General features: G+C 65.6%; 23 protein-coding genes and 1 pseudogene. 11 read left to right on the top strand and 13 right to left on the bottom strand.

Annotation, left to right across the window (positions count from 1 at the left end):
• Positions 1-203 precede the first annotated feature (203 nt).
• On the top strand, positions 204-914 hold the full coding sequence (locus D3242_RS31545) for a DUF899 domain-containing protein (RefSeq protein ID WP_064981975.1): 711 nt from the start codon (positions 204-206) through the stop codon (positions 912-914).
• 65 nt (positions 915-979) lie between these two features.
• Here D3242_RS31545 and D3242_RS31540 read toward each other — a convergent pair whose 3' ends face one another.
• Positions 980-1,402 (bottom strand): winged helix-turn-helix transcriptional regulator, encoded by a 423-nt coding sequence (locus D3242_RS31540; protein ID WP_064981832.1) that lies wholly within the window; start codon positions 1,400-1,402, stop codon positions 980-982.
• A gap of 111 nt (positions 1,403-1,513) precedes the next feature.
• On the opposite strand from D3242_RS31540, the gene D3242_RS31535 reads away from it, so the two are divergent.
• The 4 genes from D3242_RS31535 to D3242_RS31520 all read left to right on the top strand — a co-directional run bounded on the left by D3242_RS31535 (position 1,514) and on the right by D3242_RS31520 (position 5,278).
• On the top strand, positions 1,514-2,101 hold the full coding sequence (locus D3242_RS31535; RefSeq protein WP_064981831.1) for a dihydrofolate reductase family protein: 588 nt from the start codon (positions 1,514-1,516) through the stop codon (positions 2,099-2,101).
• A gap of 116 nt (positions 2,102-2,217) precedes the next feature.
• On the top strand, positions 2,218-3,105 hold the full coding sequence (locus tag D3242_RS31530; protein ID WP_223217702.1) for an SDR family oxidoreductase: 888 nt from the start codon (positions 2,218-2,220) through the stop codon (positions 3,103-3,105).
• A 105-nt stretch (positions 3,106-3,210) separates the two neighbouring features.
• Entirely contained in the window at positions 3,211-4,164 is a 954-nt protein-coding gene (locus tag D3242_RS31525) for an alpha/beta hydrolase (protein WP_019859366.1), read from the top strand.
• 88 nt (positions 4,165-4,252) lie between these two features.
• Entirely contained in the window at positions 4,253-5,278 is a 1,026-nt protein-coding gene (locus D3242_RS31520) for a sigma-70 family RNA polymerase sigma factor (RefSeq protein WP_223217703.1), read from the top strand.
• On the opposite strand, the gene D3242_RS31515 is transcribed toward D3242_RS31520, so the two are convergent.
• The 4 genes from D3242_RS31515 to ada form a co-directional block, all read right to left on the bottom strand.
• Positions 5,231-5,974, bottom strand: a complete 744-nt coding sequence (locus D3242_RS31515; protein ID WP_019859364.1) for a 2OG-Fe(II) oxygenase — start codon at positions 5,972-5,974, stop codon at positions 5,231-5,233. The two genes, D3242_RS31520 and D3242_RS31515, sit on opposite strands and share 48 nt — an antisense overlap.
• The gene (locus D3242_RS31510; RefSeq protein ID WP_064981829.1) at positions 5,971-6,525 is read right to left on the bottom strand and encodes a methylated-DNA--[protein]-cysteine S-methyltransferase; all 555 of its coding nucleotides are present in this window, start codon (positions 6,523-6,525) and stop codon (positions 5,971-5,973) included. The genes D3242_RS31515 and D3242_RS31510 overlap by 4 nt, the downstream gene beginning before the upstream one ends.
• Before the next feature lie 311 nt (positions 6,526-6,836).
• A complete protein-coding gene (locus tag D3242_RS31505) occupies positions 6,837-7,046 on the bottom strand; it encodes a hypothetical protein (RefSeq protein WP_223217704.1) in 210 nt (69 codons plus the stop codon).
• An 18-nt stretch (positions 7,047-7,064) separates the two neighbouring features.
• Positions 7,065-8,192, bottom strand: coding sequence for a bifunctional DNA-binding transcriptional regulator/O6-methylguanine-DNA methyltransferase Ada (gene ada, locus D3242_RS31500; RefSeq protein ID WP_064981825.1), 1,128 nt, complete (start codon positions 8,190-8,192; stop codon positions 7,065-7,067).
• A gap of 85 nt (positions 8,193-8,277) precedes the next feature.
• Between ada and D3242_RS31495 the strand changes: the two genes are divergently transcribed.
• Positions 8,278-8,499, top strand: a complete 222-nt coding sequence (locus D3242_RS31495; RefSeq protein WP_019859360.1) for an XRE family transcriptional regulator — start codon at positions 8,278-8,280, stop codon at positions 8,497-8,499.
• A 31-nt stretch (positions 8,500-8,530) separates the two neighbouring features.
• On the opposite strand, the gene D3242_RS31490 is transcribed toward D3242_RS31495, so the two are convergent.
• Positions 8,531-9,223 (bottom strand): winged helix-turn-helix transcriptional regulator, encoded by a 693-nt coding sequence (locus tag D3242_RS31490; RefSeq protein WP_064981824.1) that lies wholly within the window; start codon positions 9,221-9,223, stop codon positions 8,531-8,533.
• A gap of 47 nt (positions 9,224-9,270) precedes the next feature.
• On the opposite strand from D3242_RS31490, the pseudogene D3242_RS34420 reads away from it, so the two are divergent.
• Both D3242_RS34420 and D3242_RS31480 read left to right on the top strand, forming a co-directional pair.
• A pseudogene (locus D3242_RS34420) lies at positions 9,271-9,719 on the top strand (DUF1330 domain-containing protein).
• 121 nt (positions 9,720-9,840) lie between these two features.
• Positions 9,841-10,377 carry a hypothetical protein gene (locus D3242_RS31480; protein ID WP_171880376.1) on the top strand — a complete coding sequence of 179 codons (537 nt, stop codon included), beginning with the start codon at positions 9,841-9,843 and terminating at the stop codon, positions 10,375-10,377.
• 81 nt (positions 10,378-10,458) lie between these two features.
• On the opposite strand, the gene D3242_RS31475 is transcribed toward D3242_RS31480, so the two are convergent.
• Together D3242_RS31475 and D3242_RS31470 are read right to left on the bottom strand one after the other, a co-directional pair.
• Positions 10,459-11,529, bottom strand: a complete 1,071-nt coding sequence (locus tag D3242_RS31475) for a phosphatase PAP2 family protein (RefSeq protein WP_064981822.1) — start codon at positions 11,527-11,529, stop codon at positions 10,459-10,461.
• A gap of 265 nt (positions 11,530-11,794) precedes the next feature.
• A complete protein-coding gene (locus D3242_RS31470; RefSeq protein ID WP_027047062.1) occupies positions 11,795-12,244 on the bottom strand; it encodes an ester cyclase in 450 nt (149 codons plus the stop codon).
• A gap of 234 nt (positions 12,245-12,478) precedes the next feature.
• Here D3242_RS31470 and D3242_RS31465 point away from each other — a divergent pair, with 234 nt between their 5' ends.
• Positions 12,479-14,578 (top strand): EAL domain-containing protein, encoded by a 2,100-nt coding sequence (locus tag D3242_RS31465; RefSeq protein WP_064981820.1) that lies wholly within the window; start codon positions 12,479-12,481, stop codon positions 14,576-14,578.
• Here D3242_RS31465 and D3242_RS31460 read toward each other — a convergent pair whose 3' ends face one another.
• The gene (locus D3242_RS31460; protein ID WP_019859353.1) at positions 14,579-14,770 is read right to left on the bottom strand and encodes a hypothetical protein; all 192 of its coding nucleotides are present in this window, start codon (positions 14,768-14,770) and stop codon (positions 14,579-14,581) included.
• 190 nt (positions 14,771-14,960) lie between these two features.
• On the opposite strand from D3242_RS31460, the gene D3242_RS31455 reads away from it, so the two are divergent.
• Positions 14,961-15,686 (top strand): 3-keto-5-aminohexanoate cleavage protein, encoded by a 726-nt coding sequence (locus D3242_RS31455; RefSeq protein WP_064981818.1) that lies wholly within the window; start codon positions 14,961-14,963, stop codon positions 15,684-15,686.
• Positions 15,687-15,699: 13 nt separating this feature from the next.
• Here the strand turns inward: D3242_RS31455 and D3242_RS31450 are convergent, their stop codons facing one another.
• Together D3242_RS31450 and D3242_RS31445 are read right to left on the bottom strand one after the other, a co-directional pair.
• Positions 15,700-17,220 (bottom strand): AMP-binding protein, encoded by a 1,521-nt coding sequence (locus D3242_RS31450; protein ID WP_081295936.1) that lies wholly within the window; start codon positions 17,218-17,220, stop codon positions 15,700-15,702.
• Positions 17,221-17,265: 45 nt separating this feature from the next.
• The gene (locus D3242_RS31445) at positions 17,266-18,081 is read right to left on the bottom strand and encodes a p-hydroxycinnamoyl CoA hydratase/lyase (RefSeq protein ID WP_019859350.1); all 816 of its coding nucleotides are present in this window, start codon (positions 18,079-18,081) and stop codon (positions 17,266-17,268) included.
• A 157-nt stretch (positions 18,082-18,238) separates the two neighbouring features.
• Between D3242_RS31445 and D3242_RS31440 the strand changes: the two genes are divergently transcribed.
• Positions 18,239-18,667, top strand: a complete 429-nt coding sequence (locus tag D3242_RS31440; protein WP_245435309.1) for a MarR family winged helix-turn-helix transcriptional regulator — start codon at positions 18,239-18,241, stop codon at positions 18,665-18,667.
• Positions 18,668-18,670: 3 nt separating this feature from the next.
• Here D3242_RS31440 and D3242_RS31435 read toward each other — a convergent pair whose 3' ends face one another.
• Together D3242_RS31435 and D3242_RS31430 are read right to left on the bottom strand one after the other, a co-directional pair.
• On the bottom strand, positions 18,671-19,354 hold the full coding sequence (locus D3242_RS31435) for a YoaK family protein (RefSeq protein ID WP_064981814.1): 684 nt from the start codon (positions 19,352-19,354) through the stop codon (positions 18,671-18,673).
• A complete protein-coding gene (locus D3242_RS31430) occupies positions 19,351-20,484 on the bottom strand; it encodes an NAD(P)/FAD-dependent oxidoreductase (RefSeq protein WP_064981812.1) in 1,134 nt (377 codons plus the stop codon). Before D3242_RS31430 ends, D3242_RS31435 begins: the two co-directional genes overlap by 4 nt.
• Positions 20,485-20,566: the final 82 nt, after the last annotated feature.

The following is a 20,566-nucleotide window of genomic DNA, read 5'->3' as shown; positions in this document are numbered from 1 at the left end:
CTGCATATCCGCGGTTGCTGATGGATCGGAACGAATAGAGAACATAACATGTACATCTGTCAAGCGGCATGTCCGCGTCCGGCTGTATCGCCTGCTCTCTTCCCGCGAAAATTGCGCGGCCCATGTCGGATCGCGGTTTTCAACTACGTCTTCAAGACGGGCAACGAGGCTGTCAGCATGCCTGAATGCGGAAGGAGCACGACATGACCGACCACATCATCGCGCCTTACTCGGATTGGTTTGAAGCGCACAAATCGCATCTCGCAAAGGAGAAGGCGTTGACCCGACAGCGTCAACAACTCGCGGCGGAGCGGCGCGCGCTGCCGTGGCTGCGCATCGACAAGCTCTACGAGTTCGATACGACCCAGGGCAGGAAATCGCTGGCCGATCTCTTCGGGGGGCGCAGCCAGTTGATCATTTATCACTTCATGTTTCCGCCCAATGCGGACTATCGCTGCACCGGCTGTTCATTCCTTTGCGACCACATCGACGCCGCCAACCAGCATCTCAGGCATCACGACGTCTCCCTGGTCGTCTGCGCGCGCGCTCCCCTGGCCGAGTTCATGGATTTCAAGGCGCGGATGAATTGGCAGTTCGATTGGGTTTCGTCATTCGGCAGCGATTTCAATTTCGACTTCCAGGTGTCGTTCACCGAGGACCAGATCAAGTCGGGCAAGGTGCTGTTCAATTTCGAAGAGGTCGCGATGAAAGGCAGGGATCGCGGCGGCGCGACCGTTTTCTACAGGGATGACGATGGCACGATCTACTGCACTTTCCAGGTGCGGAGCCGGGGCGGCGAGAACCTGATCGGGACCTATAGCTATCTCGACCTCACTCCAATCGGCCGCAATGAAAACGGGCCGTCACATACGCTGGGCGATTGGGTTCGCCTTCACGACGAGTATGATGGCTGACGATCCGTTATCGCCGCGCGGTTGGGGCGCCTCGGCCTCGCGGCATCCTTCAAGAGTTTCGGCGATCATGTGTTCGCCAGATGTTCGGCCCGCAGCGCCGCCTTCATCCGTTCCAGCGCCGGCTCGCCGCCGGCCGCCAGTTCGTCGGCGGTGCGGGCGAGCTGATCGTCGGCCTTGCGGTGCTTGCTGCCCCAGGCGCCGAGCGTGGCCAGCACCGGCAACAGGTCGATGCCGGCTTCCGTCAGCCGGTAGATCGCCTTCAGCCCGTGGCTCGGATCGTCGCTGCGGGTGAGGATGCCTTCGTCCTGCAGGGTCTGCAGCCGCTCGGCCAGCGTGCGCGAGGAGATGCCTTCATCTGATTGCAGGAATTCGCGAAAATGCGTTTTCCCGGCGAAGACCAGATCGCGGATGATGAGCAGCGTCCAACGGTCGCCGAGCAGTTCCAGCGACAGGCTGATCGGGCAGCCGGACCTTTCGCGCGTCGACATGTCTATGGTTCCATTTTTAAATCACTTTACTCTTGACCCCATTTTTGCCTTGCGTCAATGGTTCCAAAAGTAAAGCAATTTTCTTTGAGCCGGACAGACGAGGAGACGACGATGAAGAAGCTTATCTTGCAGATGCAGATGTCGGTCGACGGTTTTGTCGGCGCCAATGACGACCATCGCTGGCAGCTCTGGGAATGGGGCGACGACATCGGCTGGGACCAGGAGCTGAAGCAGGATTTCAACACAGTCTTCGCCGGCATCGACACCATCCTGCTCAGCCGCAAGATGGCCGAGGAGGGCTATCTCAGCCATTGGGGCAATGCGGCGAAGAAGTTTCCACGCGATCCGTTCTACGCCTTCGCCCGGCGCGTCGTGGAGGTCCGGAAGGTGGTGCCGAGCGACAGGTTGAAAACCTCGCGCTGGGAGCGCACGGCGGTGGTGAGCGGCGACCTGCCGCGCCAAGTCGAGGCGCTGAAGGGAGGCGAGGGCGGCGACATCATCGTCTTCGGCGGCGCCGGCTTTGCCTCGTCGCTGATCGCGGCCGGACTGGTCGACGAGTTCCAGCTGTTCATCAATCCGGCCGTGCTGGGTGCCGGCCGCCGCATCTTCGACCAGGGCGGTTTTCGTAACCTCCGGCTGCTCGGCTCGAAAGCCTATGCCTGCGGCATGGTGGTCAACCGCTACGCCCCGGCGCGGTGAGGGGGCACGGCGAAGGTTCCCGTCAAAAAACTGTGTGGGCAGAATCCTTTGCCCTCGTCTCTTCGTCTTCAAGGCGCGGTCGCCGGTGGGGCGGCCGCCTCACTGCAGACGGAGAGATGACGATGATCCTGGTGACGGGTGCCACGGGGCTGAACGGCAAGGCGATCGTGCACGAGTTCGCGCGGCAGGGGCATGAGGTGAGGGCGCTGGTGCGCGATGCGGACCGGGCGTCAGTGGCGGGGCTCGGCGGCCTTGTCGGCGTCGAACTGGTCGAGGGCGACATGCGCCTGGCGGACACACTTGGCGCGGCACTCGACGGCATCGACCGCGTGCTGATGATTTCGACCGCCGCCGACGACATGACGGAAACGCAGTGCCGTTTCATCGATGCCTGCGGCCGGGCCGGCGTCGCGCATGTGGTGAAGTTCTCCGGCGCCGAATCCAACATCGGCTACGATGCGAAGAGGTTCCGCTTCACCCGCATGCATGAGGAGGTCGAACGCTATCTGGAGGGGGCCGGCATGGCATGGACGCATCTGCGCCCCAGCCAGTTCATGCAGGTGTACCTGCGCGATGCACCGACCATTGCCGCCGAGGGCGCCTTCTATCTCGCGCTCGGCGAGACCGAACTGTCGCCGGTCGATGTCGAGGATATCGCCAAGGTGGCCTTCCGGCTGCTGCGCGATGGCGGCCATGAAGGCGAGAGTCTCGATATGACCGGGCCGCAGGCGCTGACGATGAGCGATATCGCCGCACTGATATCGCAGGCGATCGGCAAGCCGGTTCGCTATATCGATGTCAGCCCCGCAGAGCGGCGGCGCAACCTGCTGGCCAGCGGCGTCCCGGCCGGCTTTGCCGATGCGCTGGACGAACAACTGGCCGAGCGGCTGCGACGGCCGAAATCGCGGGTGCATCTGGTGACGCACGACATGTTCGGTGTGCGGCCGACGCCGTTCGTCGAATTCGCCCAACGCCACGCCGCGATGTTTCGGGGTGAGGGCTAGCCGGGGCGGAAAATCGTCCGCGGCGACGTATCCTTTTTGTCGGCCCATCCGTCTCTGCTTCTCGAAAGGTCGCGCGGTCCGCGATCCGTAACCCAGGAGAGCATCATGGCGAGCATCGAGAGCGAAGCAAACAGGAACCACTACGCGGCGATCGGCGCCAATGCCGGCAAAATGAGCCCGCAGGCATTCGTCGAGTTCAACGATGCCAGTTGGACGGCGCTGACCGGCGAACCCGGCGGCGTCGACTATGTCGAGGTGGATGCCGGCGGCGTGCCTGCGCTATGGGTCGTGCCGAAGGGCGCGGACGAGCGGCGGGTGCTGTTTTATGCGCATGGCGGCGGCTTCGTCGGCGGCTCGATCTACACCCATCGCAAGCTGGTCGGCCATCTGGCCAAGGCCGTCGGCTGCCGGGCCTTGCTCTATGGCTATCCGCTGGCCGACCAGGCCAAGTATCCGGCCCAGCTCGAGGCGGCGATGACAGCCTGGGACTGGCTCATCGACCAGGACTTCGACACCAGGCGGATCGCGCTTGCCGCGGATTCCTGCGGCGCGGTGCTGACCTATGGCGTCCTGCAGCGGCTGCGCGCGCGGGAGCGGCCGCTGCCGGCCGCCACGCTGATCATCTCCGGCTGGTTCGACATGGCGCTGACCGCCACCAGTTACGAAACCAACCGTGAAAAGGATCCCTTCTTCGCCAAGGGAGGCGTCGACTGGCTGGTGACCAACTTCATCGGCGACTACGATCGGCTCGATCCGGAGGTCAGCCCGCTCTATGCCGATTTGAGTGGCTTTCCGCCGGTCTTCCTGCAGGCCGGCGCCGACGAGACGCTGGTCGACGAAAGCCGCATGTTCGCCGAGCGCGCGCGGCAGGCTGGCGTCGAGACGCGCCTCGACGTCTTCGACGACATGCTGCACTCCTTCCAGATGATGGCCGGCCGGGCGCCGGAGGCCGACGACGCGATCGGCCGCCTCGCCGCCTGGGTGCGGCCGAGGCTCGGGCTGCCGGATGCCGGTGACAATGCCGTCAGCGGCAAGGTCGCCGGCGGCAAGGCGGCGTAGGCATGAGAGGGCCGATCGGGTCGCACTTCGGGCTTGTGGATGCGCAGCGCTTGCGCAATGCTGCGGTGACGCTGAGCGACGTGCCGCGATGAACCAGCAGATCCGCAATTCCCCTGAGACGAGGCAAGGCATCGAGCCGCGCCTCGACCCCGAAGGCCTGTTCGACCTGCGCTACAGGGCGTTCCTGGAGACGGTCTCGCATTTGCGCGTCCGTCTGCACCGCTATTGCGCGCGCATGACCGGCTCGGCCCTCGATGGCGAGGACATCATGCAGGAGGCGCTGTTCGAGGCCTATCGCAAGATCGGGCTGCTCGACGACACACAGGCGCTGCGGCCGTGGCTGTTCCGCATCGCACATAACAAGTGCATCGACTTCATCCGCACCCGCCGCACGCGGCTCAAGGCCGAAGCTGGCTATGCCAGCGATGAGATCGTGCTGCCGGTCGAACCCGCCGGTGCGGGCGCCGGCCGCGCCATCGAAAGGCTGGTGGTGCACCTGCCGCCGAAGGAGCGCGCCTGCGTGCTGCTCAAGGATGTCTTCGACCATTCGCTGGAGGAGATTGCCGGCCTGGTCGGTTCGACATCGGGGGGCGTCAAGTCGGCACTCAATCGCGGCCGGGCCAAGCTCGCCGCCTTGCCGGCGCAACCGGTCGCGGCGCCGGCGCACGATCCCGAACTGGAGCGGCTGCTTAGCCGCTATGTCGAGCTCTTCAATGCCAGGGACTGGGACGGGGTGCGGGCGCTGACCAGCGCCGACGCCCGGCTGCGGGTTTCGGACTGCTACAACGGCCTGCTCTCCGACTCGCCCTATTTCGTCGAGTATGAGCACGGCGAGCCCTGGCGCATGCGGCCAGACACGATCGAAGGGGAGGCCGTGCTGGTCGTCGACAGGCGCCATGGCGAGCTCTGGCGGCCAGCCTATTTCGTGCGCGTCCATGCCGACGGCGGCGTCATCGACCGCATCGCCGATTATTACGCGTGCCCGTGGATCCTGGAGATGGTCTTCGGCGACGCGGAACGAGGCGGCGCTTTCCCTTCTCCACAAGGGGGGGAAGGTAAGAAACGCTCACTTCGCATCGTGAAAGATAATGCCGACCGTGTGGCGCATGCCTGAGCGCAGGCGGCTGACACCGTGGCGCAGGTTGACGCGGTAGTTGCCCTTGGTTCCCTGCACCGGCCGGTTGTGGACGGCGAAGGCCACGGCGTCGCCCTGGCGCAAGGGCACCACCTCGACCCGGCTCTGCATGCGCGGCCGCTGTTCGGTCAGCACGAATTCGCCGCCGGTGAAATCCTTGCCCGGCTCGGAGAGCAGGATCGCCACCTGCAGGGGAAAGGCGAGGTCGCCATAGAGATCCTGGTGCAGGCAGTTGAAGTCGCCGGGGACATATTGCAGCAAAAGCGGCGTCGGCCTGACCTGGCCCGCGGCGTGGCACTGGTCGAGAAATTCGGCATGCGTGGCGGGGTAGCGCAGGGGGATCGCCATGCGCTCGTTCCAGCGGTTGGCGACCTCGGCCAGCCTGGGATAGAGCGCGCTGCGCAGGCCGCCGACGAGGTCGGGCAAGGGATAGCGGAAGTAGCGGTATTCGCCCTTGCCGAAACCGTGCCTGGCCATGTGGATGTGGCTGCGGAAATGCTCTTCCTTGATGTAGAGGCCGGCGATCTGCCGGCACTCCTCAGGCGAGAGCAGTTTTTGCATCACCGCGCAGCCGAAGCCGTCGAGCTCGGCGGCCAGCGCTGGCCAGTCGTAAATGGCGACGCGTGTTTCGGCGGCTTCCACCGCCGCTGTGGCAACCTTGGCATGGGCGTTCATATCGCGGCCTCCTTGTCGAGCAGAGCGCGCTTGCGTTCGATGCCCCAGCGGTAGCCCGACAGCGTGCCGTCGGCGCGGACCACGCGGTGGCAGGGAATGCCGAGCGCGATGGCGTTGGCGGCGCAGGCGGTCGCCACGGCGCGCGCGCCGTACGGCTGGCCAAGGCGCCGGGCAAGCGCGGTGTAGGTGATGGTGGCGCCGCAAGGGATGGCGCGCAGCACCTCCCACACCCTTTGCTGGAATGGCGTGCCGTGGCGTATGTCGAACGGCAGGTCGAGGCCGGCGCCCGGCGTTTCGATGAAGCGGGCAATCGCGGCGAGATCATCGTGGAGGGCACCCTTGTCTTCGACCAGCACCTTGCCGGGAATGCGGTCGGCGAGGTCCTGCTCCAGCGCGTCGGCGTCCGAGCCGATCAGGATGGCGCAGACGCCGATCGCGCTGCGCGCCGCGAGGATCTTGCCGATCGCGGATTGGCCGACGGCGTAGGCGATGGCGTCGAGGGTGGCAGCGTTGCTGGCTGTCGCGGGCATGTGGGTTTGCATCGGGTTCATTGTCTTCACTCCTGTGTCTGTGGCTGAACCCTAGCTGTGTGCCTTGCGTCCCTCACTCCGATGCTTGCTTTCAAATTCAAATCTCGGGTTTGAGGTAAGCACCCTACGGCGCCCCCCTCTGTCCTGCCGGACATCTCCCCCACGGGTGGGGAGATTGGCAGCTTTGGCGCCACGCTCCTTGCTGCAACGTTGAAAATTGGCGAAGCCGTGATCACAGCCGATCTCCCCCCCTCGTGGGGGAGATGTCCGGCAGGACAGAGGGGGGCGCCGTAGAGCGCTGATTTGGACTATTTCGCATTTCACCGAGAATGTCAGGCAACACGCGTGACGGACACCTCACCCAGCACGAACACCTCGCCACTCAACAACCGCAGCTCAACCTCGCCACTCGCGGTGCGGCTCCACTCGGCCTTGCCATCGGCGACAAGCCTGCCGATGGCGGCCAAGACCTGTGTCTTCGCGTCTATGGCAGCACCGTTGGCGATCTCGATGTTCGCACCGGCGGCGGAAGGCCTTGCCATCGTGCGCATCGCCGGTCGTCACGCCCGCGAAGACCGGTAGGCCCTGTCGGCGGCCTTCGCCGACCCGTGGGCCTCGCGGTCGAGCAGCGCGCGCTTGCGCTCGGCGCCCCAGGCGTAGCCGGACAGCGCGCCGTCCTTGCGGATCACGCGGTGGCAGGGAATCGCGACCGCATGGGCGTTGGCGGCGCAGGCGGCGGCGATGGCGCGGGTTGCCTTGGGAGCGCCGATGCGCTCGGCGATCTCTGCATAGGAAACCGTGTTGCCGACCGGTATGTCCTGCAAGGCCTGCCAGACGCGCTGCTGGAAGGCGGTGCCGCGCACGTCGAGCGGCAGGTCGAGGCCGAGCTGTGGGGCCTCGACGAAGCCGACGACGCGGGCGACCAGCGCCTCGTAGTCTTGGTCGCCGCCGATCAGCCGCGCCTTGGGGAAACGGTCCTGCAGGTCGCGCACCAGCGTGTCCGGATCGTCGCCGAGCAGGATCGAGGCGACGCCCTTGCGGCTCGACGCGACCAGTATGGCGCCGAGCGAGGTCTCGCCGACGGCAAAGCGTATGTCCTCATTGGCGCCGCCCGCACGATAGCGCGTCGGCGTCATGCCGAGCATGCCGGTGGATTTCTCGTAGAAGCGCCCGCTCGAATTGAAGCCGGCATCGTAGATCGCCACTGTGACGCTGGCGCCGTCTTCCAGGCCCTGGCGAACCCGGGCGGCACGGTGTGCGGCGGCATAGTCCTTCGGCGTCAGCCCGGTGATTGCCTTGAATACGCGGTGGAAATAGCCGGCGCTGCGGCCGGCGGCATCAGCCAGTTCAACGAGCGAGGGCTCTTCCTCGCTCTGTTCGATCCTGCGGCAGGCATCGGCGACCATCGCGGCATTGCCGGCCTCCAGCGAAGGGCCATCCGGGTTGCAGCGCCGGCAGGCGCGAAAGCCGGTCGCCTTCGCCCGAGCCAGCGTGTCGTGCAGTTGCACATTGGCAGGGTTGGCGCGCCGCGAGGGGCAGGAGGGCCGGCAGTAGACGCCGGTCGTCGCCACCGAATACCAGAATTGTCCGTCCGCGGATTTGTCGCGCGCCACGATGCGCGCCCAGCGCGGGTCGTCGGTGACCGGCAGCGGCGTGGATTTCAGGTCTTTGGCGAGAGTGATGAACATGCCGCATTGGAGCCGCTGGAAGCCGGCCCCGCCACCCGTTTCCTGCCAACAAAGAATATGACAAGATCGACCCGGAGAAGGTGCGATGGAAAACATTCGATCCCTTAAGACCGAAGCCGATTACGATTGGGCGATCGTCGAAATCACAAGATATTTCGATAACGAGCCGGAGGTCGGCTCGCTCGATGGTGACCGCTTCGATGTTCTCGCGACCCTGATCGAGACATATGAGAACAAGCGCTACCTGATTGAGGCATCCGATCCCGATGACGGGTCGCGTCCAGCCGGATTCAAAGACTCGCTGTAAGCCTTTGTTTTCGCGGCATGGACCGGTTCTCCTACGCTGCCCGCTTGGGCTCCACAGCGAACGGGCTGAGCCCGAGCCAGGTCTGCATTTTCTTGCCGATAGCCTGGTCGCCGGTCAGGGAAACCTTCGCGCCGGCCTTCTCGACGGTCAGCAACCCCATCCAGATTGCCGTCATCGTGTGCAGGTCCGTCGCGACGTAAAGGTCGACATCAAAGCCCGGATCGTACCAGCACAAATCGACCTCGCCGTGCTTTTCGACGATCAGCCACCATGAGCGTTTGGACGCCGGCAGATCCTGATACAGAAATTGTATCACCGTGCGTCCTTCAGGGAGCGGCGAGGGGTTCAGATTGCGGCGCATGTCCCACATCAGCAGCGACGGATCGAGGTTCTTGAGCGACAGCCGGGACTCGACCCATTTCTGCCCCCAGAACCCCATTGCTTCGACGACGGGGCGCAAATCGCGGCCGGCCTCGGTCAGCCGGTAGTCGAAGATGCCTTTCTCGCCCGGCACCTCCTTGCGCTCGACGATCCCCGCCAGCTCGAGCTCCTTCAACCGTTGCGACAGAAGGGTCGGCGACATTTTGGGGACACCGCGGCGCAAATCGTTGAAGCGGGTCGAACCCGCCACCAATTCGCGCATCAGCACCATCGTCCAGCGGGTGCACAGCACCTCGGCGGCCATCGATAGCGGGCAGAACTGCTTGTATCCGTGCTGGGCCATGATCGGTGCTCCTTCCTCGAAGCTGGCCGAACATTAGGCCTTCATGAATGAAGCGGCCAGTACGGAAACTGTACCACCCCAGTACAGATCGCGGACTGGTTGGCGAGGGGCCGGCCATGCGAGCCCTTTGGCCGGTTGCACGGGATACCTCTGTGCGCCGCAACCAGGAGACGACCATGACTGCCTACGTTATCGCGGACATCAAGATGAACGATCCGAAATGGGTGCCGGCCTACGCGGCCTCGGTGCACGACATCGTCCATAAGCATGGCGGCAAATATCTAGCGGCAATGTGAAGACGCTTGAAGGCAAGCCGCTCGAGACCACGCTGATCGCCCTGATGGCGTTCCCGTCGGAAGCGGCGGCGCGCGCCTTCACCAACGATCCGGCCTATGCGCCTTTCGTTTCGGCGCGCCGGGGCGGCAGCGACAGCCGCTTCCAGCTGATCGACGATACCGATCTGGCCGGAACGATTCCGTATCTGCCGAAGGGATGATCCTCCCCGGCATTCCTCTCAGCGATTTCGGGATCTCCAAGCAACAACAGCCACAGCGCTTGCCTGCCGGGCCTCCGTATTTCCGGCGGCCGGCCAGCTGTGCTTTTTCAAGAAGAATGGAATGGACATGATGTCAAATCTTCGCAACAGGCTCGTCATGGCGGGGGCCATGCTGGCAGTCTGCGCCACCTTCGCACAGGCGCATCAGGAAGCGGCCAGCACCGAGACGGGTTCGAATCCGCTGGCCGAGAAGGTACGGGCGGCCAACAGCCGGTTCCTCGACGTCAAGGCGGCGACGGCCGAGGGCTACGCGCCCATTCCCTGCGCCAGCGGCATCAGCGGCGGCGCCATGGGCATCCACTACGTCAACGGCCAGTATCTGAAGGACGACAAGATCGACATCGCCCGTCCCGAGGCCGTGATGTACGAGCCGATGGCCGATGGTACGCTGAAGCTGGTGGCGGTCGAATACATCACCTCGAAGGGGCCGGCGTCACTGGAAGGCCAGCTGTTCAACTTCAACAGCGCCCCCAATCGCTATGGCCTGGGTGAATTCTACGAGCTGCATGTCTGGGCCTGGAAGGGCAACCCGACCGGCACGTTCGCCGACATGAACCCGAAAGTGTCGTGCGAACACACGATGGCGCCGAGCCAGTAGCCGGCAAGGTCAGGCGGCGCCAATGCCGTCTGGCCTTCCGAAAGGCGGTGGGGTTGTTCGCCCGGCCTCAGCCAGGCCCGGTCATTGCGGCGCCGGTTCGGGCAGAGGCAGGCGCATCCCGATGGTGTCGCGGCTCGTCCGCGGCAGAACGAAACGGCCGGTCAGGTACCAGATCACGGACACGACAAGGATCGAAAGGTAGCCGTCCACGGCATAATGCCAGCCTGTGTAGACCGAGCCGAACAGGATGAGCGCCGCGAAAGACCAGCCGGCGACGGCCCAGCGGCGGCCGAAACCGCTCAGGAAGAACGCGTTGAGCGTGACGAAGGCGACATGCATGCTTGGCATGGCGGAGATGCCGCCGCCCAGATCGGGGCGGCCGCTTGTGTAGGCTGTGAGCAGATAGCTGGCATACATACGGACCGGCGCGGCGTAGCCGTTCCGCGCCAGGGCGGTCCGCAATCCGGCAAACCGGTCGCCGCCGTAGAACTGGTCGTGAAATATCGGGCCGGCGGAAGACAGCGCCATGGCCAGAACGGTGCCGCACAGGATCGTGGTCAGCGCGAGCGCCCAGAGATAACGCAGACGCGCTGCCGGGCTGTTCCAGAAGGCGACGAACAGCAAGGTGCCGAACCATTGCACGTGCCAGCCATATCCGTAAGCGATGAAGATGACAGCCGAAATGGATTCGGGAACGACGCGATGAGCCCATGTCCAGGGATCGGCGCCATGCAGCCCAACATCGAGCTCCACCAGCATGCGGTCGGCATAGAATGGCACGATGTCGGGGATGGCGATCTTGAAGGCGGTAAAGGCGGTTATGCCGAGAAAGGACAGGAGGATCACCGGTGCGGCGCCAAGCCAGCGCTGCCTGAGCATGTCGAGCATGAACCGTGTCGGGCTATGCCTGGCAAATGTCAGCGCCATGACGCCGAGGCCGGCGGCAAGAAGCGTCGGCAGGAAGAAGACGAATGGCTCCGCGTAGGATTGCGCCAGGTGCATATAGCGGCCCGGCTGCAGGCAAAGCGCGGCCAGGGAATAGGCCAGGCACAATGCGGTCAGCAGCCAGCCGCTCCTGGTCGCGGCGATGTCCAGGTCAAAAACGCCAAGCGGGCGGCGTTTGCCGTTCCGCTGCGCGGTGTGCGCACTCATTGAGGAAACCCGCCAACTGCCCAAGCATTAACAGGGGTATTTCGTCGATGAAGTATTACTATTCGATTACACTTTGGGGTGGATAAAAAATACAAATATTGAATGCTTATATTTCTTCCCTTTCCGTCAAGGATTCGTTGACGAAGATGTCATCGTTGAATGCAGAAGTAGTGTCTGCGCCGGAGCGGTTTCCAAACCCGAAAGGTTGCCGGGCTTCGGCCGCAGTCGAAGCGGGCCATCGCCTGGTCGGCGATGGCCCTGCGGATCAGGCGGCCCTGATCAGGCCGAGTTGGGTCAGCGCCGCGACGCCGTCGTCGAGGCCGATCTCCTCAACGATCCTGCCGTCGATCACCTTCAGCACCGTGGTGCCGGTGAAGCGCATGGCGCGGCCGGTGGCGGCGGGCAGCGAACCGGCGAGGAAATCGCCGAAAGCCGGGCCGGTATGCGTGCCGCCGCCCTCCCACTGGCCGACGACAAAATCGCCCTCGGCGATGAGATCGGCGGTGGCCCAGAAGTTGAGATCCGGGAAGGCGGCGCGGAAATCGGTCATGAAGGCCTTGATGTCGTCGCGGCCCCGGCGTGGCTCATGCAGCGAATATTTGAGCAGCATGTCGGGCGCGGCGATGTCGTCGACGACGGACAGATCGCAGGTTTCACCCCAGAAGTCGGTGAACCATCTGACGACGACGGCCTTGTTGTCTTCCTGTTTGGTCATTGGGAGCGTCCTTTCGTGTTTTGCTGGGGTCATCCGCGTACCGGTGTCGCTGATGACCTGAGCCATCCCTAGGACCATCGGGGGAGCGCAAAACTCCGGTTCTTGCCGGCCAATCGAAAGACGAGGCGCCACGAAATATTGCAGGCGGGAAGGCATGCCTGCCGGGTCCCGGTAACTGTTTCTTCTCTGGTTTTGTCGCAGATTGCCCGCGGGTGGAGCAGGCGAAAACAGACGATGGCGCGTCAGGGCAAGAAAAGTCGCAATGGAGCGTTCTGGGCCAAGGCCCTGGAGCGGGCCCATCTTGGCGTCTGGGATTGGGATCTTCGCACCGGCGACTGCTTCTATTCGCCGACCTGGGCGCGAATGCTGGGCTATGAGGCAGATGAACTCGCCAACACCAGCGATCTGTGGCTGCAGCTCACCCATCCCGACGACCGCGAGCGGGCGCTGGCCAGCGGCGACCGCCACATTGCCGGGCTGACCGATGCCATCGAGACCGAACTTCGGCTGAAGCACAAGCAGGGCCACTGGGTGTGGGTGCTCGACCGCGGCGGCATCGTCGAACGCGGCGCCGATGGGCGGCCGCTGCGGCTGATGGGCGTGCAGACCGATATTTCGAAGCAGAAGGCGGCCGAGGCCGCGCTCGAACAGGTCACCATGCGCTTCCGCCTGGCACTCGCCGCCAGCGGCACCGGAATCTGGCACCACGACATCGCCACCCACAAGAGCTATTGGGATGCCCGCACCAGGGACATATTCGGGCTCGTTGCCGATACCGACGAGGTGACGGCCGACCTTTGGCACAGCTTTCTGCACCCGGACGACAAGGAAGCCACCGAGCGGGCGCATTTGCCGCCTCCGGGCTCGGACGCGGTCACCGCCTGGCAATACCGCATCATCAAGCGTGACGGTGAGGTCCGCCATGTCGAATCGCTGGTGCGCTTCGTCGCAGCTGCGGGTGCCGCCGGCCAGGTCCTCGGCACGGTGCGCGACATCACCGAGGACAAGCTGCGCGAACAGGAGCTTGCGTTCGCCGCCCGCCACGATGCGCTGACCGGCCTGTGGAACCGCGCCGCCTTCGACAGGCTGCTGGCCGACCACATCGCCGCGGGCGTGCCGCTGGCGGTGTTCTACGTCGATCTCGACTACTTCAAGGCGCTCAACGACTTCGCCGGCCACGCCGCAGGCGATCTGGCGCTGAAGAGCGTGTCGGCGGGGATTAGCCGCTGCCTGCCGCCATCGGCGCATGCGGCGCGGCTCGGCGGCGACGAGTTCGCCCTGCTGGTGCCCCATTGCGATCCCGCGCAGGCCGAGCGGCTGGCCGGAGCCATACTGGCGGCCGTGCGCGGCGCCGATCTCGGCCTTGCCGCGACCGCGCGGCGGCTCGCGGCGAGCATCGGCATCGCCATTGTCGACGACCGGGCGACCACGGTCGCCGATGCGCTGGCCTGCGCCGACGATGCCTGCTACGCGGCCAAGGCCGCCGGGCGCGATCGCTTCGCGGTGTTTTCGGCCGAGGCCGCCACCGGCGGCCTCAACGCGGCGCGGCTCGCCGCCGACACGGTCGACGCCATGGAGGACGGCCGGCTGAAACTGTTCGGCCAGGAGATCCACCGGCTGGGCCGGCCTTGGCAGGAGACCCGCCATGTCGAGGTGCTGGCGCGGCTCGCCGGACGCGGCGGCAAACTCATCCCGCCCAGCGAATTTATCCCGGCGGCGGAGCGCTTCGGCATCGCCGCCAGGCTCGATCGCTGGATCATCCGCACCGCGCTGTCGCGGCATGGCGCGGCGATGAAGTCCGGCGCGATCACGCTCGGCTTCAACCTGTCGGCGCAGACACTGAGCGATCCCGGACTGTGGAATTTCGTCGACAGCATCATCGAGGAGACCGGGGCGCCGCATTCCGGCATCGGCTTCGAGATCACCGAAACCGCCGCCGTCACCAATTTCGACGCCGCCGAGACGTTCGTGCGCAAGGCGCGCGAGCGGCGCTGCAAGGTCAGCCTCGACGATTTCGGCGCCGGCATGAGCTCGTTCGAATATCTCAGGCGCTTTCCGGTCGATGCCATCAAGATCGACGGTTCCTTCATCGAGCACATCGCCGAGAGCCGCTTCGACCGCGAGATCGTCTCGGCCATATCAGGCATTGCCCGCAGCGTCGGCTGCGCCGTCGTGGCCGAGAAGATCGAGCAAGCCGAGACGCTCGACATCCTGCAGGCGATGGGCGTCGATTTCGGCCAGGGTTTCCTGCTGCACCGGCCCGAGCCGCTGGAGCAGATCGTCGCGCGCGCCACCGGGCCGGCAAGCGCGGCGCCGGCCCGCAAGGCGTCCTAGTCAGATTTGCCGCACCATCGCTTGCGGAAATTCCAGCACGCCGGTCTCGGGCCGCCTATGCTGGGCTTCCGCCACCGTCTCGATCAGGAGGTCGAGGGCCTCGCATGCCGAGCGGCTCGTCTCATCATTGCCGCGCAGATAATGATAAGCGCGTTCGAGATGGATGCGGGCGGCTGAAAAATCGCTGGTCAATGGTTCCCTCCATGATCCCGCCCTAATTTATCTTGGCCGCTCCGGCGGAATGTGGGGTAAATATCCACAGGCGGGTTTTATTCAAATACCGAGGAATCATGGCCGCGCTGTCAGGAGAGACAGCGCGCAACGCTTTGCCCTGCCTTGTCGTGCGTCTAGACTGCGGCCTCCCTTGTCCGAGGTGACATTGATGATCGTCCAGGCCTGCATCAACGGCGCGCGTCCGCGCGACTTTCACCCGAAGCTGCCGCTGACGGCGCAGGCCATGGCCAGCGATGCCGCTGCCTGCGTCGCGGCCGGTGCCGCCGAGCTGCACATCCATCCGCGCGGCGCCGATGGGCGTGAAAGCCTGGCCGCCGTCGATGCGACGGTGCTGGCCGTGCGCCGGGCCTGCCCGGGCACGCTGGTCGGCGTGTCGACCGGCGCCTGGATCGAGAACGATGTCGCGCGCACCCGCGCGGCGGTCGCCGGCTGGCGTCAGTTGCCCGACTACGCCTCGGTCAATCTCTCCGAGGCCGACGCGCCCGCCGTGATGGATCTGCTGCGCCAGCGCGGCGTCGGCATCGAGGCCGGGCTCGCCACGATGGAAGACGCCGAGCGGTTCGTGGCGCTCACCGACCACGACCGGGTGCTGCGCATCCTGATCGAGATCGACATGCCGGACCTCGCCGCAGCACTCGCCGAGGCAAGCGGCATCGCCGCCGTGCTCGAACGCGCCGAAATGCGGCGGCCGATCCTGCTGCATGGCGTCGACGCCACCGTCTGGCCGTTCGTCGAACTGGCGCGCCAAAAGCGCTGGTCGACGAGGGTCGGGCTGGAAGACGGCAAGACGCTGGCCGATGGAACCGTGGCCAAGGACAATGCGGAAATCTTCGCGGCTGCGGTGGCGGTTTTCCGCTCGGCGTCCGCCGGCTGAACCGCGGTCTGCCTTAGCTCAGCCGGGGGACCGGTGCTGTCCACGCGCGCAAAATGTGCTTCTGGATCTTGCCGGATGCGGTGCGCGGCAGCGTGTCGGTGAGCAGGAACTCTTTCGGCACCTTGAAGCGGGCGATGCGGGCGCCGCAATGGTTGGCCAGATCGGCCGGGTCGACCACGCATCCGGGTTTCACCACCACGAAGGCGCGCCCGACTTCGCCCCAGCGCGCGTCGGCGATGCCGATCACGGCGGCTTCGGCGATGCCGGGATGGTCGAGCAAGACGGTTTCGATTTCGACGGGATAGACGTTCTCGCCGCCCGAAATGAACATGTCCTTGCGGCGGTCGACGAGGGTGACGAAGCCTTCCTCGTCACGCCGCGCGATGTCGCCGGTGCGGAACCAGCCATCGGCGGTGAAGGCGCGGTCCGTCTCTTCCGGGCGGTTCCAGTAGCCGGGCGTGATCGAGGGGCCGGACAGCCATATCTCGCCGGGCTCGCCGGCCGCGACGTCGCGGCCATCGTCGTCGACGAGGCGCAGGCCGATCGTCGGCGCCGGCAGGCCAGCCGCGCCTGCCTTGCCGGCGATGCGGTCGGCCTCGACCGGCATGCCAAGCACCGTGCCTGCCTCCGTCATGCCGAAGCCGTCGGCCATGCGCACGCCCTGGGCCAGCCACCAGCGGATGTCCGTGGCCGGATTTGGCGCGCCGCCGGTGAAGATGGCGGTGAGCGAGGTCCAGCGCGCCGGCGTGAAGTCGGGGTGTTCACGCAGCATCCTGGCCATCTGCGGCACGCAGAAATAATGGGTGACGCCAAGGGTGGGATCGGCGAGGCGGCGATTGGTGGCGCCGGCATCGAAGCCGGGCGAGATCAGCACCGTGCCGCCCTGAAGCAGTGGCGGACGCAGGCTGGTGAGGAGGCCGATGACATGGAACATCGGCGCGTCGCAGAGGAAGATGCTGGCATTGCCGACGCGGCCCAGCACGCCGAAATTGACCGCCGTGGCAAAGGCATTGCGCTCGGTGACGATGACGCCCTTTGGCCGGCCCGACGTGCCCGATGTGTAGAGGATGATCGAGGGCGCATCGTCGGCGGGCAAGGGACGGCGCGGCGCCGGCGCCGCTGCCTCGACCGCCACCGCGAAGGCGGCGACATCGACAGGGATGCAGCGCCCGGGCAATGCCGCCTGCGGGACGGCGTCATGCAACAGCAGCGCCGGATCGCAATCGGCAAGGATCGCCTGCTGTTCGGCACTTGCAAGGCGCCAGTTGACCGGCACGAAGATGGCGCCGAGCCGCATTGAGGCCTGCTGCAGGATCAGGAGGTCGGCGCTGTTGCGGGCCAGCGTGGCGATCCGTTGCCCGGGCTTGACGCCGTAGCCGGTTTCGAGAACGCGCACAGTGCGCTGGATGGCCTCGTCAAGCGCGGCATAGGTCCAGCGCCGGCCGGAGGCCAGGTCGACGCAGGCAACACGGTCCGGCTGCGCGCCGGCATGCAGAGCCACCGGGTCTGAAGTCGTCAAGGCCGGCATGCGCATCTCCTCCCAGATTGCGTCGATGGCTCGCGTCGTTGGCTTGTCGCGTCATCTGGCCTTGTCGTAAGTGCCGAGGCCCGGCTTGTAGCTCTTCTCGTCGATGAACTGGCGGATGCCTTCCTTGCGGCCCTCATTGTCGTGCGAGTTGGCCGCCTCCTGGGCGCGGACCAGATAGTCCTCGGCATTGTCATAGGTCATTTCGCCGACGCGGCGGATGGCGTCCTTGGTGGCCTTCAGCGCGATCGGGTTCTTCTTCAGAAGGATGTTGGCGACCTCGGTGACCCGCGCCTTCAACCGCGCCAGCGGCAGGCTTTCATTGACCAGCTTCCAGGCGGCGGCCTTCCTGCCATCGATGAGTTCGCCGGTCAGCGCGTGGTACATGGCATCGCGCATCGACAGCAGGTCGACCACCACCTTGGTGGCGCCGCCGCCGGGCAGGATGCCCCAGTTGATCTCGGACAGAGCGAACTGCGCCTCATCGGCGGCAAAGGCGAGGTCGCAGGCGAAGAGCGGGCCATAGCCGCCGCCAAAACACCAGCCATTGACCATGGCGATGGTCGGCTTGCCGTACCAGCGCAGGCGCCGCCACCAGCCATAGGCTTCGGATTGCGCCTTGCGGATGGCGCCGAGCCCCTTGGCTTCGGTCTCGCGGAAATACTCCTTGAGGTCCATGCCCGCCGACCAGGCGCTGCCTTCGCCCGACAGCACGAGCACACCGACATCGGCGCGATACTCGAGTTCGTCGAGAACCTCCATCATGCGTCGGTTGAGCGCCGGGTTCATGCAATTGCGCTTGTCCGGTCGGTTGAAGCGCACCCAGGCGATGCCGTTCTCGACGTCGAAGGCCACGGTTTCGTCGGTCATGGTCGGTATCCTCCCCTTCCACCACAGTCATGGGAATTGCTATGGAGCATAGCTATCTCAATTGCTATGTCGCATAGTCTTTTTCGCTTGACAAGAGCCGGCATCGCGGCGATCGGTTGGCATGGACGAAACCCAGCCTCACACCGGGCCAGAAATGATGTCCGACGACGCGCTCGATGCGCAGGTCGGCTACAATCTCAAGCGTGCCTCGGCTTTCGCGCTCAATGATTTCGCGGTCGAACTGACCGAAGCGGGCCTGCGCCCGGTCACCTATGGCATGCTGGCGCTGATCGATGAGCGGCCTGGCATCCGCGCCGCGGAACTGTGCCGTCTTCTCGGCATGAAGAGTGCCAACATGGCACCGCTGCTCGCCGAACTGGAAGAGCGCGGGCTGGTCGAGCGCGACGACCATGCCGAGGACAGGCGCGTGCGGATGCTGACCCTGACGCCGGCGGCCAGACAGGCCATGCCTGGCTGGCGGCGACAGGTTCGCCGGCACGAGGACAGGTTCCTGCAAAGGCTGACGAAGAAGGAGCGGGCGACGCTGCTGCGCCTGCTGCGCCTGATCTGGACGGAGGAAGGGTGAGGGCTAGTTGGCTTCCTCGTCCGGCGCGGAAAGCCGCAGCATCAGGGCGAGCAGTGCGATCACCGGCGGAACGATAAAACACCAGACATTGGCGTAGGCATAGCCGAGGGCGGCGGCCGCGCAGCCGGCGGCGAAGACGGCGACCGCCGCCGCCATGCGCCGCAGGCGGGCAATGAGTGCCGGGCGAGCCTCCGGGGCCGTGCCGCCGATGAGGTCGGCGAGATCGATCATGATCTGGGTGGTGGTGCCGGTCATCAGCGTCGAGGGCGGGGCGGCCGCCAGGTGGACCCGGTGCACCGCGTTCTGGATCGCCATGGCGGCGACCAGCACCATGCCGGTTACGATGGCGGCCGCGCTGTCGCCGCTGGCAAAGGGGCCAAAGCGGATCGCCAACGCGGCGCCGATGACAAGCAGCGCCAGTTTGGTTCCTAACAGGACCCCGAGCGCCTGATGTCCGCGCCGGCGAAAATGCTCGCCGGCCAGCCGGGTCAGGATGACGACGATGCAGAACACCGGCAGCGCCAGCAGCTTTGCCAGAACGCCCGAAATGCCGAGCACAAGGGAAGCGCCGAGGGTGACGAAATTCCCCGTCACATGCGCGGTGAACAGGCCCTGCAGCGCCAGGAAGCCGGCCGTGTCGACATAGCCGCCATTGAGGCTCAGCAGCAGCGGCAGTGTGGGCTTCATGGCGCCGTCGCCGAAACCAGGAAGCGGTCGGGCGCCAGCGCCGCGGCGGTGACGCCGAGTGCCGTGACATCCTCCGGCAGGGGCTCGCCGCGCATCAGCGCCGCGCTCAGCCTGGCCAAGGTCAGCGACACCTGGAAACCATAGCCGCCCTGGCCGCCGAGCCAGAAGAAGCCGGGCAGGCGCGGGTCGAAGCCGGCGACCGGCGTGCGGTCCGGCGCGAAGGTGCGCAGGCCCGCCCATGGCGTCGACGGACGGCCGATGCGCATCGTCGTCGCCTGCTCGATGCGGTCGACGGCGATGGCGACATCGATATCTTCCGGCCAGGCGTCGCAAGGCTCGGAATCGGTCTCGTCGGCGAGCGAGCCGATCAGCCTGCCGGCGTCGGGCTTGAAGTAGAATTGTTCGTGCAAGTCGACCACCAGCGGCCAACTGGCGATGTCGGTGCCGGCGGGCGGATCGAACAGGAAGGCGGTGCGTCGCTTGGGCTGGAAGCCGAGGCCGGAAAGCCCCGCCAGGCCAGCGACGACATCGACCCAGGCGCCGGCGGCGTTGACGACGATGTCGGCTGGATAGACACCGGCGCTCGTTTCCACGCGCAGGCCGCCGCCGTCTTGCGAAATGGCGCGCACCTCCTCGCTGGTGCGGATTGTGCCGCCGCCGGCCTTCAGCGCCGAGGCGCAGGCCGCCAGCATCTTGCCGGTGTCGATATCCACGGCGTCCGGCTCATAGGCGCCGCCGCAAGTGGCTTCAGCGGCAATGGCGGGAACCAGCGCGTGGAGTTCGGCCGACGACAGGCGGCGCACGCTGGGTACCAGCGCCTGCAATTCATCGGCCAGCTTGTCGATCGCGGCGCCGTCGCCTTTCCAGCCGACATGCAGCGCGCCGCGCCGATGGGCGATGAAGCCGCCTTCGACGATTGCCTGCCGGCTGGCGAGCGTCAGCGCGCGCACCAGCCGGTTGCCGTAGGTCTCGGTGAACAAAGCGGCGGAGCGGCCGCTGGCGTGATAGCCAAGATGTGGCTCGCGCTCAAGGACGGTGACGTCAGCCCAATCCCGCAAGGCCGCCGCAAGCGACAGGCCGGCAATGCCACCACCGATGACGACGATTTTTTGGGGAGGATTCGACTGCATCCAGCAGTCGTAAAAATGATTTCGTATCCAGTCAAACGGCGCGACCTTCCCTCGGTCGTTTGCGCAGCCATTTCTTCCCGTT

It is taken from the genome of Mesorhizobium jarvisii (assembly GCF_003601985.1).
Classification (GTDB): domain Bacteria; phylum Pseudomonadota; class Alphaproteobacteria; order Rhizobiales; family Rhizobiaceae; genus Mesorhizobium; species Mesorhizobium jarvisii.
This window is presented reverse-complemented; position numbering and strand designations above follow the sequence as displayed.